Genomic DNA, 12,492 nt, shown 5'->3' with positions numbered 1-12,492 from the left:
GCGCCACCGAGTTCGGAGCACCTGTGACCCGGCCGAAAGCAGGCGAGACCTTCTCGGTCGCCATCGCGATCGCGAAGCGAATTTTCGTCACCTCGGAGATTCCGTCCACCTGGCCGGTGTTCACCGCGTTCCCGGCGCATTGGCCGGGGCAGGCATCCTGTCGTTGCCCGCCGCGCTTGGCGCACGCAGGCGGCACACCCGCCACGCACTGGGACGCGGAATCGTCGTTCCGAATACACGGTGCCGAAAATGGCTCGACCGGCTCCGGTTCCTGACCGATGCCGGTGCGTCCGAGGCGGACCTCGAGGTGCTCGACGCGCTGTTCGGGCAGCACAGGCGGCCGGCCGTGCTGAAGAACCTGAGCGCGACGGACACCACGCCGGCGAAGAACGTGCAGGTGCTCGTGGCAGCCGCGCCGCTGGCATCCGTCCACGCGGGCTACCGGGTGAAGAAAGGGTCCCTGCAGCCGGCTGGTTGATCGCTGCCGCCATCGCCGTGCTTGTTGCCCTCCTCGGAGAGGTCATCGCCGCAGCGACCCTGTACGGCGTCAATGCTTGGGTGGCGCTCTTCTTCGTCGTCGCGCTGGTCGCGGCGATCGGCACCTTCCTCGCTGTCACCCCGCGGAAGGCACTCCCTCCGGCGGGTGCGGAGGTCCGGATCATCTTCTCGGGCTGCGGGAGTACCTGGCGCTTGCCGAGGCGGATCGCATCGCGATGCTGCAGAGGCCGGCCGATGCTGAGCGGGCCCCTGTCGAGGACCAGGCGGCTTCTCCGGTGGTGGTGGTGGCGGTGGCGGAGGCGGAGGGGGACGCTGGCGTGGCCTCAGGCACTCTCTCAAGTTGACGCGTGCACCGAGGGGTGTAATCATCATTACGGCCGACGCAACTGGCAATCTCGTTTTCATGAACTCACGGTGAATTTTCGCCGGGAGCGCGTGCGCTCGGGGGAGTCCCTACTCAGAGAACTATGCCGGTGGACATCACCCTTATTATCGTGCTGGTCATCGCACTAGCTCTTTTCTTCGACTTCACCAACGGATTCCACGACACGGCGAACGCGATGGCTACCCCCATCGCGACGGGCGCACTCAAACCCAAGGTCGCCGTGGGTCTCGCAGCGATCCTGAACCTCATCGGCGCTTTCCTGTCGACCGAAGTCGCCAAGACAATCTCAGGCGGGATCATCAGGGAGGGTGACGGCGGGGTGTTGATCACCCCGGAGCTGATCTTCGCCGGACTGATCGGCGCCATCGTCTGGAACATGCTGACCTGGTTGTTCGGTCTGCCATCCAGCTCGTCACATGCCCTCTTCGGCGGGCTCATCGGGGCCGCGCTTGTCGGTTTCGGAACCGGCGCTATCGACCTCGGCGTGCTGATGTCCAAGGTCCTCCTGCCCGCCGTGCTCGCGCCGCTCACGGCCGGTCTGATCGCCTACGTCGCCACGAAGCTCGCGTACAGGGTCACCCGGCGTTACGACGGCAAGCCAGATGGCCGCTCCGGCTTCCGCTACGGCCAGATTTTCTCGTCGTCTCTCGTCGCCCTGGCGCACGGAACCAACGACGCGCAGAAGACGATGGGTGTCATCACCCTCGCGTTGATCTCGGTGAATCTGCAATCACCGGACGAGGGTGTCCAGTTCTGGGTCATCGTGGTGTGTGCCGTCGCCATCGCTCTCGGCACATACATGGGCGGCTGGCGCATCATCAGGACCCTCGGTACAGGGCTCACCGACGTGAAGCCTGCCCAGGGATTCGCTGCAGAGACGAGCACGGCCGCGACCATCCTCGCCTCGAGCCACCTCGGTTTCGCCCTCTCCACGACGCAGGTCGCGTCCGGGTCTGTCATCGGTTCCGGTATCGGCCGCCGCGGCTCAACCGTGCGCTGGAAGACGGCAGGCCGGATCGCCATCGGCTGGCTGTTGACCCTTCCGGCGGCGGGCGTCGTCGGGGCTATCGCGGCGCTCGTCGCACACCTCGGTCTGTGGGGAGTCATCCTCGATGCGGTCGTCGGCGTCGGAACGATCGTTTTCATCTTCCTGTGGTCTCGCCGCGACAAGGTCGGGCACCACAACGTTGTCAGTGACGTGGCAGCGTCCGGTGAAGCGGTCGTCATCGCCCCGGAACCCGAATCGAAGAAGGTAGCCAAGTGATCGACTGGATGGGCTTCGTCATCGTCCTGGTTGCGGCGCTCACCGGCACCGTCGTGGTCGTCGGGTTCTACTCCCTCGGCCTGAAGATGCTTGTTCGTGCAGGGCGAGTGCCCGTCGTGATCCCTGCCACGTTCACGGATGCCATCACGGTGCTCACCGCAGCAGAGATCAAGTCGGCGGCGAAGAAGGCCGCGAAGGCCGGGCGCAAGAACCCGCTCACACCGGTTCAGAAGCGTATCGCTCTGGTCGCCGCCTATTCCTGCTTCACGATCTGCGGGCTTGCGATCCTCTTTGGGATCTACCTCATCGTCCCGGCCCTGCATGGCGGCGGCTGAGCCGACCCGACCCTGGCGCGTGCACCGGCTCAGGCTGACCACCCACTCGCACCATTTCACCGGTTCCGGTCGGAAGCATCCGGTACGCCGGGTGGCCCTCGTCCGGAACGGATGATCAGGCGCCAGCGAGTGGCGCGCTACCGGGGTGGCACTGCGCCGTACCCGGCCGGCTCGTGGCGCATGCACGGGCTCCGGCCCGGACCACCCACTCCGCACCGTTTCACCGGTTCCGGTCGGAAGCATCCGGAACGCCGCGTGCCCTCGTCCGGAACGGATGATCAGGCGGCAGGAGCGATCAATCGGTGCCGCGAACCCTCCCGAGCACATTCATCAGGTGGTAGATGACGATCGCCGCGATCGTGCCGAGCGCGATGCCGTTGAAGATCACGTCGCCGAACTGCACGGTGTAGTTCGCGATACCGATGATGAGTGCCGTCGCCGCCGTGAACTGGTTCTTCGGCTTGGAGAAATCGACCTTGTTGTCGAGCCAGATCTTCACGCCGATGATTCCGATCAGCCCGTACAGCGCCGTGGTGACACCGCCGAGGACGCCGGCCGGGATGGTGTTGATCACCGCACCGACCTTGGGGGAGAGGCCGAGAAGGATGGCGACGATGCCCGCCACCCAGTAGGCAGCCGTCGAGTACACCCGGGTGGCGGCCATCACGCCGATGTTCTCGCCGTACGTGGTCGTCGCCGATCCGCCGCCAAAACCGGCGATCACGGTGGCGAGGCCGTCGGCGAAAAGCCCACGGCCGGTGAGTTTGTTGATCGACTGGTCGTCGACCATCTGGGCGACTCCGCGGATGTGGCCCACGTTCTCGGCGATGAGCACAAGGACGACCGGGAGGAAGGCGGGCAGCACGGCCCACAGCGCCGGGTTCGTGAACGGGTTCGCAGGGCTGTTGAACTCAGGCAAGCCGATCCAGGCCGCTGCCTCGACGGTGTCGAAGTTCACTTCGCCGAGCAGCACGGCGGCGACATAACCGACGACGACGCCGACGAGAATAGACATCCTCCCCAGGATCCCGCGGAACAGGACGGATGCCAGGACAACGGCTCCGAGGGTGATCGTCGCGGTGAGCGGCGCCGTCTGAAAGTTGTTCCAGGCAGCAGGGCCGAGGTTGAATCCGATCAGGGCGACGATGGCGCCGGCGACCACAGGAGGCATGAGCGCGTTGATCCAGCCGATGCCGGTGACCTGCACGAGCAAGCCGACGATCGCCAGAAGGATGCCGACAATGACGATGCCGAACAGCGCGCTTCCCATGCCTTCGGCCGTGGTTGCCACGGTGATCGGTGCGATGAAGGCGAACGAGGAGCCCAGGTAGCTGGGGAGCCGGTTCTTCGTGATCAGCAGGAAGAGCAGCGTGCCAAGCCCGGAGAACAGCAACGTCGTCGACGGCGGGAAGCCGGTGAGGATGGGAACCAGGAATGTCGCACCGAACATGGCGACGACGTGCTGGGCGCCGAGGCCGATCATCCGCGGCCAGGTCAGTCGTTCGGCCGGGCCGACCACCTCGAGGGCGCCGACGTTCTTTCCGTCACCGTGCAGTTTCCAGGGCAGCGCCATGCGTTCTTCTTCCATGAGGGGGAGGGGGAGTCCTCCGATACCGTACCGCGCAATACGAGGCATGCGCAGACGAGCACCCAGCTGGCAATAAGCTGTCATTCTGCGCACCGCGTGAGCATCCGCTGGTGTACCTCATCTCATCTTTTCTTGGAAGGGCCCCTGCGTGGCAACGACAACTGCTCCGACAATCAAGAACCGCATCGACGGATTCTTCGAAATCACCAAACGAGGCTCGACGTTCAGCGCCGAACTGCGTGGGGGACTCGTCACCTTCGTCGCGATGGCGTACATCGTCATCCTCAACCCGATCATCCTGTCGAGCGGTGTGGACATCGACGGCAACACCCTCGGCTTCGCGCAGCTCTCGGCGGTCACCGCGCTGACCGCCGGTGTGATGACGATCCTCTTCGGTCTGATCGCACGCCTGCCCTTCGCGTTCGCCGCCGGGCTCGGCATCAACTCGTTCCTCGCGTTCAGCGTCGTCGGCCAGGTCACGTGGGCAGAGGCGATGGGCCTCGTGGTCATCAACGGGCTCTTCATCGTGCTGCTCGCAGCAACCGGCCTGCGCCGCCTGATCTTCGAAGCGGTCCCGTTCCAGCTGAAGATCGCGATCACCGTAGGCATCGGCCTGTTCATCGCGTTCATCGGCCTGGTCAACGCCGGTTTCGTCACCTCGACCGGTCAGGCCTCGCCGCCCGTCGGCCTCGGCACTGGCGGGTCCATCGCGACGCTGCCCACCGTGATCTTCGTCCTCACCCTCCTGGTCAGCGGCGTGCTCGTCGCCCGCAAGGTCCGCGGCGCACTGCTCATCGGTATCCTCGTCGGCACGATCCTCGCCCTCCTCGCTGAAACACTGTTCCCCGTCGGACCCTCGAACGGCGGCGAAAACCCCGGGGGATGGGGACTCACGGTGCCCGCCCTCCCCAGCCAAATCTTCAGCGTTCCTGATCTGAGCCTCATCGGCGCCTTCAACTTCGGAAGCTTCGAGCGGATCGGCATTCTCGCCGCCCTCATGCTCGTTTTCACCCTCGTGTTCACGAACTTCTTCGACGCGATGGGAACGATGACCGGCCTCAGCAACGAGGCGGGTCTCGCTGACGCCAAGGGCAACTTCCCGCGCCTCAAGTCGGCGCTGATCGTCGAGGGCATCGGCGCGGTCGCCGGTGGCGCAACATCGAGCTCGTCCAACACCGTCTTCATCGAGTCTGGCGCTGGCATCGGCGAAGGGGCACGAACCGGACTCGCCAACATCGTCACCGGTGTTCTTTTCATGCTCGCCATGTTCGTCACCCCGCTGACGAGCATCGTGCCGAGCGAAGTGGCATCCGCTGCGCTCGTTCTCGTCGGCGCGATGATGATGGCACAGATCCGCGACGTCGAGTGGGCCGAGTTCTCTTCGACCCTGCCCCTGTTCCTGACCGTGGTCATCATGCCGCTCACCTACTCCATCGCGAACGGAATCGGCGCCGGCTTCATCGCCTGGGTAGTACTTCGCTCGCTCAGCGGCAAGGCACGCGAGATCAGCCCGCTGCTCTGGATCGTCGCCATCGGGTTCCTGGTCTACTTCGCGCGCGGGCCGATCGAGGCGCTCCTCGCCTGATCTGCGGCGGCGGTGCTGACTAGGCTGGCCGCATGCCGATCCAGCTTGGCCAGTATCCGCCCGCCCGTCAGGTTCTTGTGCACCTGAGCGACACCCACTTCCTCGCAGGAGGTGCGCTCCTTCACGGCGCCTTGACCACAGAATCGAACCTGGAACGCGCGCTCGCCCAGGTCGAGGCGACGGGCATCCGCCCCTCCGCCCTGATCTTCACCGGCGACTTGACCGATCGGGGTGAAACGGATGCATACGCGAGGCTCCGCGACCGGGTCGAACCAGTGGCGGCACGGCTGGGTGCAGAACTGATCTGGTTGATGGGCAACCACGACGAACGGGGACCGATGCGTCGGGAACTCCTGAGGCAGGGCGAGTCGGACGCGCCGATCGACCGGGTCTGGAACCTCGGCGGCCTGCGGTTCATCGGACTGGACTCGAGTGTGCCCGGCTTCCACCACGGCGAACTCGACGATTCCCAGCTGGCCTGGCTCGCCGCCGAGCTTGAGACCCCTGCCGAGTCCGGCACGATCATCGGCCTGCACCATCCGCCGGCTCCAGCACCCCAGCCCCTGTTCGACCTCCTGGAATTGCGCGACCAGTCGCGACTGGAATCGGTGCTCACGGGCACGGATGTCAGGGCGATCCTCGCCGGGCACCTGCACTACGCCATGACATCGATGTTCGCCGGAATCCCGGTGTCCGTCGCGGCTGCCACGTGTTACACGATGAATCTCGCCAACCCACCCCGGTCGACGAACGGGATGAACGGAGGCCAGTCGTTCAATCTTCTGCATGTCTACGATGACCGGATCACGCATTCTGTGGTGCCCATCGGGGATTTCGACACGTCTGACTTCTTCACGGACGCTTTCATCGCCGAAATGGAGGCGCTGACTCCCGAAGAGCGGGTGGAGGCATTTTCACGCAAGCGTTGAGGATGCGAACCGGGGCCGCATCACCCGGCCGGAGGTGGCGCGTCGTCACGGCCCCCGTTCGGGGGCTGTATCGTGAGGGTACCTCACCTACGCTGGAAGGGTCCCGAGCCTGGATGACGGTTCGAAGATAAACCGCTCTGCTTTGAGGATCCCGCGATGCCATACGCCATTGGAATTGACGTCGGAACAAGCTTCACGGCTGCAGCGATCTCGTATCTTGGCTCAGATGATCCGCCGGCGTCGCAGCCGTTGAGCCTGGGGGTTCGCGGAGGACCTGTTCCGTCGGTGATTTTCCTCGGCGATGACGGCCAGGTCCTGGTCGGGGAATCGGCTGAGCGGCGAGGAAGAGACCAGCCCGATCGCCTCATCCGTGAGTTCAAGAGACGCATCGGCGACACGGTGCCGATCGTCGCTGGCGACGTCCACGTCGCGCCGGAAGACCTCTTCGCGACCATGGCACGCTGGGTCCTCGACCGGGTGGAGGAACGCGAGGGCGCTCCACCGGATGCCGTCACCGTCACTCACCCGGCAAGCTGGAGGGAACACAAGGTGGGGCTGGTGCGGAACGCCCTTGCCGGTGTCGGCCTGGCAGACGTCACATTGATGAGCGAACCAGAAGCGGCTGCACTGCACTACGCCTCACAAGCACGAGTCGACACCGGCGCCACGATCGCTGTCTACGACCTCGGTGCCGGTACCTTCGACGTCGCGATCCTGAGGAAGACGGGCCCCCAGACCTTCCAGCCGGTTGGCCGGCCAGAAGGCATCGAACGGCTCGGAGGCGCCGATTTCGACGATGCCGTGTTCGAGCACGTCTTCATTCACGCCTCGGACGTGCTCGCAGGCCTCGAGCCGACCGACCAGGGAGTACTGATCGCGCTGTCGCGTCTTCGCCGGGAGTGCACAGAGGCGAAGGAGGCCCTGTCGTTCGATTCCGAGGCTTCGATCCCCGTGCTGCTTCCTGGCGCGCAAAGCCAGATCCGCATCGTACGCTCCGAGTTCGAAAGCATGATTGAAGATCCGGTGCGCCAGACCGTCGCAAGTTTGCGACACGCTCTCACCACTGCGGGCATCGAACCGGGTGACCTCGCCGCGGTCCTCCTGATCGGCGGGTCATCCCGTGTGCCGCTCGTCGCGCAACTGCTGTCGGAGGAGTTGAAACGCCCGCTTGCCATCGACGCCGATCCGAAAGCATCCATCTCGCTCGGGGCCGCTTTCGCTGCGGCGTCTGCGTTGCAACCGGCGGGTAGAGCGGGCTCCAAGCAGCTCGCCGCCGGTGTCGGCGAGTTGCCGACCGAGTCGCACCCTGCGCGGATCGGACGCACCCGGGCGGCTGCCATGTCGCTCTCGGCGATCCGCGCCAGGGGCTTACAGGCGGTGCGGGTGATCGGCATGGCTGCTGCGGTAGGGGTGCTGATCGCTGTCGCCGGCTCGACGCCCACGTCGCCTGACCTGACGGCGGATGAAGCATCGGCCTCGAACAGTGTTGCGGGAGTCGAGGAGAATGCGGGGAAGAATGCACCGGCTCCCGCGCCGCCGAGCTCGGCGCCGAGTCCGTTCCTGGCGCCGCCGATCCAGCCGAACACCAGAGGTCCGCTGAGGCCCCCCGCGAAGTCGACGGAGAGGACCCCGGCATCCCCGCCCGCCGGATCGACGGCGCCCGCCCCCGGATCGGACACCTCGCCGGAGAAACCCGCCGACACGTCGGCGGACACCGCGCCAGGCCAGACACCGGTTCCAGCCCCGCAGCCCACGCCCGTTCCGACCGACGAGCCGGTGGCGACGCCGATGCCGACCCCGACCCCGACCCCGACTCCGACTCCGACTCCGACTCCGACTCCGACTCCCACCCCGGCTACGGACCCGCCCCGAGACCCAGGGACGCAGCCGGAACCAGGAGCAGAGCCGCAGCCTCAGCCCGAGCCGACGACTGAGCCGGCGCCCGACCAGCTTCCGGTCACACCGGCCCCGGTCACACCGGCCCCGGTCACGCCGGCCCGGGCGCCCTCCCCTCCTTCGCACGGCACCATGGTGGTGTGAGACCGTGTGGGGGTCATCGAGCGCGATATCGCTGCTCGACGAGGTGAAATCAGAACCTGGCGCACGACTCCGCGTAGGAGTCTTCGGCGTCGGCGGGGTAGGAAAGAGCACCCTGCTCGACGAGTTGGACGGCTACTATCGCGCAGCCGGTGTCGAGGTGCGACGCGGGCACCGTGAACTGGGATCTCACGCCATCAGGGGGCGAGGAGTCGTGCTGGTAGACGATGCCCACGAACTCGACGACTCTGCCCTCAATGACATTCACTCCCTCGTCGGGCAACGCGAGCTCAACCTCGTGGTCGCCTACCGTTCGTGGCCGCAACCACCCGCCCTCGTGCGACTCGCGGGCGTCCTCGAGCGCCATCATCCTTCCGTCGTGCTCGGCCCGTTTCATCGCGAAGCCGTCTCGGCGGAATTGGCAGCCGCCCTGGGGGAGCCCGCGCCCCCAGCGTTCGTCGATCAGGTGCTGCAGATGACTGCGGGCATGCCGTGGCTGGTGCGCCGGGTCGCCGGCACAATGGCGGACCGGACCCACACTCTCGATGTGGATATCGTGATGCACCGGCTCGGCTGCGAGCTGGACATGATGAATCCTGAGGTGCGAGAGCTGCTGCTCGCCCTTACGGTCGGTTTCGACCTGTCCGGACGCGTCCCAGACACGCTCGAACGGGGAGGGGCGAAAATCGACGACCTCGTCGCCGAGGCGCGTGCCGCCGGCCTGATACGGCCAGACGGGCGGCTGATCCCTCTGATCGAGCGGACGCTGCTGCACACGACTCCGGTTCACCACATCCGCACCCTTCAGCGGTCGCTTCTGGACAACGTCGACGAACGGGGGAGCGGGTTCATCGAAACCGCTCGGGCGCTGGCACGCAGCGGGCTGCAAGACGCTCGAGTAGCGCAAGGCCTCGCGAGGGCGGGGGACGACGCGCTGTGCACCGAGCCGAGGCTCGCATCGGCGCTCTACGAGGAAGCCCTCGAAGCGGGCGCTGACAGCATCAGTCTCGCGGCCAGACGCGCGCAGGCTTTCTCTGCCATGGGAGAGCTCGACAAAAGTAACCGGACGCTTGACAAGCTCTTCGCCCACCGAAACCCGCCCGATCTCACGCGAGCGGCAGACGTGGCAGTCAGCGTGTGGGCACAGCGAGGGATGCTCGCACGCGGCGCCGACATCTATCGCTGGCTCGGTCCCGACCGAGTCGGTCCCTCAGCCCCACTCGCCGCGGTAGCGCTGATCGGGGCAGGTGACCTGGACGGTGCCGACGCCATGTTGAGGGGAGGCGCGCCCGAAGGATCGGCGACCCTGTCGGCCGTCGCGGCGAGACTGGCCGGGCAAGGCATCCGGCAATCGATCGGTGAGCTCGCTGACGATGCTCTGCCTCTGCTCATCCGTGCCTCAGACCTCATGTCCGCGTCTGGTGCCGTGGTCCCTTCACCGGATTACCCGGCAGCCCTCGCAGCCATCGTGGCCCTTCACAGCGGGGAACTCGGCGTCGCCGATTCGATCCTGGACTCAGCACTCGAACACGGCCAAGGCGGCCAGACTGCACGGCCCAGGCTGCTTCTTCTGCGGGCATGGGCTTCCATGCAGGCAGACCGGCCCGATCGGGCGTGGGCCGCGATCGAAGAAGCCACAACGATCCGCACCGATCTGGTGCAGCGTGACGAGCTTCTGCGAAGGGCCATCGAGGTCGGGCTGGCGCGTCGCGCAGACGACGCGCCCGGATTGGTGCTGGCCTGGCAACGGGCGCGGGAATGCGTTCTTCACGCGAGCGTCGACCTGTATAGCCTGATGCCGCTCGAAGAGCTGGTGGTTGCTGCCGCCCGCCTGCGCGAAGCCGGCCGTCTGCAATCACACCTCACACAGGCATGGGAGTTGCTCAGACAGCTCGGCGATCCACCGCTCTGGTCGATCCGACTTCACTGGTCAGGGGTGCAGGCCGCCATACTGACCGAGCGCCCCTCAGACCTCGCCCCACACGCCGCCGCGCTGGTGCGCGCATCCAGGCACAATCACCTTGCGCTCGTGCTCGCTGCGGCGGGACGAACATGGCTCTCGGTGCTGGCTGGAGCCTTCGACGTGCCGTCTGTCGAGTCCGCGGCGCGCGGGTTGGCTTCGGTCGGACTGACCTGGGATGGATCCCGGCTGGCCGGCCATGCTGCAGGTCGCTCAGAGGAACGAAAGGACATGGCCCGGCTCCTCGCTTGCGCCCGGGACCTCCACCCCGGCTCGGCCATCGCGACAGGTCCCCCCACTGCGGCACAGCGGACCGGCGAATTCGAACCGGCCCGCGCCCTGGTGGGAAGCGGTCGTGACGAGTCAGGGATGAGCGCCCGTGAACGTGAAATCGCCCGGCTGGTGCTCGAAGGCAAGACCTACCGCGAGATCGGCGAGGCGATCTTCATCTCGCCGCGAACAGCCGAGCATCACATCGCGCGCATCAGATCCCGACTGGGCGCCTCGAATCGATCAGAACTGCTCACCCGGCTGCGCGTTGCCCTGGACGGGCCGGAAGGTTCTGCCGAGTAACGAAGAGCCGCTCCCGACGTGACGCTGGTGAGAGCCCCCTGCCTCCCTAACGCGGTGAGCTCCTGAACCTCCCATCCTGCGCTTCTCGATAGGGGAACGATCACCGATGCGGCGATACAGGCCCCGTTTTAGCGTGGCACTACATCGAGCATCCGCCTGGGTGCACCGATTGCCACAACGACGAAAACGATTGCGAGAACAACCTCATGCCTATCACCACCATCCTCCTGGAGTTCCTGCTCGGACTACTCAGAGACCCTGCGGCCGCTGCGGAGTTCCGCGCAGACCCCGAGGCTGCTCTCGAGAGCGCCGGACTGAGCAACGTCACAACCGATGACGTCGACGCGTGCATGCCTGTCGTGCTCGACTGGGCGCCGGTCATCGGCGACCGCGAGTACACCGCCGGTGACAACCACACCAGCGGGGGTGGGAACGACGGCAGCAACGACGGTGGCGGCACTCCCGCCAGCAACAGCGCGCCAGCGAGCACCGGCACCGCTGCCGGCGCCCATAACGACGGCCACCACCAGGACGACGACGACCACGGCCACGCAGTTCAGCAGCTCATGCACGTCGTGAACAACTATTCGTACAACGACACAATCACCGACATGTCGGTCAACCAGAACATCTGGGCGGACGGCGACGTCACCCAGATGTTCGACAATGACGCCGTCATCGCCTCCGGCGCCGGCGCTATCGCTGCCGCTGATGACGCCATGGTCGACCAGTCAGAAGACCACTCGACAAACATCACGGTCGGCGATGACTTCAATGTCGGCAACACCGATGTCGACGTGGACGACTCGTTCAATGACAACTCGGACAACTCGGACAACTCAGACAACTCTGACAACTCGGACAACTCCCTTGACGTCGACATCGAGGACTCCCTCAACGACAACTCGGACAACTCCGACAACTCGGACAACTCCCTTGACGTCGACATCGAGGACTCCCTCAACGACAACTCGGACCACTCAGATCACTCGGATCACTCGGATCACTCGGACCACTCGGACAACTCCGACAACTCCGACAACTCGGTGAACGACTCCGGCAACACCGACAACTCTCTCGATGTGGACGTCGACATCGACGACTCGTTCCAGGACAACTCCGACAACTCGGACAACTCCGACAACTCGGTGAACGACTCGTTGAACGACAACTCGGACAACTCGGACAACTCGGACAACTCCGACAACTCCGACAACTCGGTCGACGACTCGGGCAACACAACGGTCGACGACATCAACGTCGGCAACACCGACAACTCAGTGGAGGACTCCGGAAACACCGACATCAACGTCGAGGACAACGAGCTGTTCAACGACA

The 12,492-nt window shown here is 65.6% G+C and carries 10 protein-coding genes; 8 read left to right on the top strand and 2 right to left on the bottom strand.

Features of this window, described 5'->3' with window-relative positions; all coding sequences use genetic code 11:
- Positions 1–163: 163 nt before the first annotated feature.
- From JWP90_RS00510 to JWP90_RS00500, 3 genes are all read left to right on the top strand, one after another.
- A complete protein-coding gene (locus JWP90_RS00510) occupies positions 164–478 on the top strand; it encodes a hypothetical protein (RefSeq protein ID WP_297358476.1) in 315 nt (104 codons plus the stop codon).
- A 493-nt stretch (positions 479–971) separates the two neighbouring features.
- Positions 972–2,147 carry an inorganic phosphate transporter gene (locus tag JWP90_RS00505; protein ID WP_297358557.1) on the top strand — a complete coding sequence of 392 codons (1,176 nt, stop codon included), beginning with the start codon at positions 972–974 and terminating at the stop codon, positions 2,145–2,147.
- Complete coding sequence (locus JWP90_RS00500; protein WP_297358475.1) at positions 2,144–2,482, top strand: peptidase; 339 nt, start codon at positions 2,144–2,146, stop codon at positions 2,480–2,482. Before JWP90_RS00505 ends, JWP90_RS00500 begins: the two co-directional genes overlap by 4 nt.
- A 295-nt stretch (positions 2,483–2,777) precedes the next feature.
- Here the strand turns inward: JWP90_RS00500 and JWP90_RS00495 are convergent, their stop codons facing one another.
- Positions 2,778–4,055, bottom strand: a complete 1,278-nt coding sequence (locus tag JWP90_RS00495; RefSeq protein ID WP_297358555.1) for a solute carrier family 23 protein — start codon at positions 4,053–4,055, stop codon at positions 2,778–2,780.
- Positions 4,056–4,218: 163 nt separating this feature from the next.
- On the opposite strand from JWP90_RS00495, the gene JWP90_RS00490 reads away from it, so the two are divergent.
- The 3 genes from JWP90_RS00490 (at position 4,219) to JWP90_RS00480 (ending at position 8,624) form a co-directional block, all read left to right on the top strand.
- The gene (locus tag JWP90_RS00490; protein ID WP_297358473.1) at positions 4,219–5,655 is read left to right on the top strand and encodes an NCS2 family permease; all 1,437 of its coding nucleotides are present in this window, start codon (positions 4,219–4,221) and stop codon (positions 5,653–5,655) included.
- Between the two features lie 32 nt (positions 5,656–5,687).
- Positions 5,688–6,584 (top strand): phosphodiesterase, encoded by an 897-nt coding sequence (locus tag JWP90_RS00485; protein ID WP_297358471.1) that lies wholly within the window; start codon positions 5,688–5,690, stop codon positions 6,582–6,584.
- 156 nt (positions 6,585–6,740) lie between these two features.
- Positions 6,741–8,624: an Hsp70 family protein gene (locus JWP90_RS00480; protein ID WP_297358469.1), complete on the top strand. Its 1,884-nt coding sequence runs from the start codon at positions 6,741–6,743 to the stop codon at positions 8,622–8,624.
- Positions 8,625–8,673: 49 nt separating this feature from the next.
- On the opposite strand, the gene JWP90_RS00475 is transcribed toward JWP90_RS00480, so the two are convergent.
- Complete coding sequence (locus JWP90_RS00475; RefSeq protein WP_297358467.1) at positions 8,674–8,814, bottom strand: hypothetical protein; 141 nt, start codon at positions 8,812–8,814, stop codon at positions 8,674–8,676.
- 21 nt (positions 8,815–8,835) lie between these two features.
- Here JWP90_RS00475 and JWP90_RS00470 point away from each other — a divergent pair, with 21 nt between their 5' ends.
- Both JWP90_RS00470 and JWP90_RS00465 read left to right on the top strand, forming a co-directional pair.
- The gene (locus tag JWP90_RS00470) at positions 8,836–11,154 is read left to right on the top strand and encodes a LuxR C-terminal-related transcriptional regulator (RefSeq protein WP_297358465.1); all 2,319 of its coding nucleotides are present in this window, start codon (positions 8,836–8,838) and stop codon (positions 11,152–11,154) included.
- A gap of 206 nt (positions 11,155–11,360) precedes the next feature.
- The coding region (locus JWP90_RS00465; protein WP_297358464.1) for an IniB N-terminal domain-containing protein at positions 11,361–12,492 on the top strand (1,132 nt) is incomplete at its 3' end.

The sequence above is a fragment of the Mycetocola sp. genome (assembly GCF_025464835.1).
GTDB lineage: Bacteria > Actinomycetota > Actinomycetes > Actinomycetales > Microbacteriaceae > Mycetocola_A.
The sequence above is the reverse complement of the archived record's forward strand: the minus strand, read 5'-3'. Positions and strand labels throughout refer to the sequence as shown.

Coding starts and splice junctions, on each gene's coding strand:
- JWP90_RS00495 (WP_297358555.1), bottom strand. CDS start 4,055: ATGGCGCTGCCCTGGAAACTGCACGGTGACGGAAAGAACGTCGGCGCC.
- JWP90_RS00485 (WP_297358471.1), top strand. CDS start 5,688: ATGCCGATCCAGCTTGGCCAGTATCCGCCCGCCCGTCAGGTTCTTGTG.
- JWP90_RS00480 (WP_297358469.1), top strand. CDS start 6,741: ATGCCATACGCCATTGGAATTGACGTCGGAACAAGCTTCACGGCTGCA.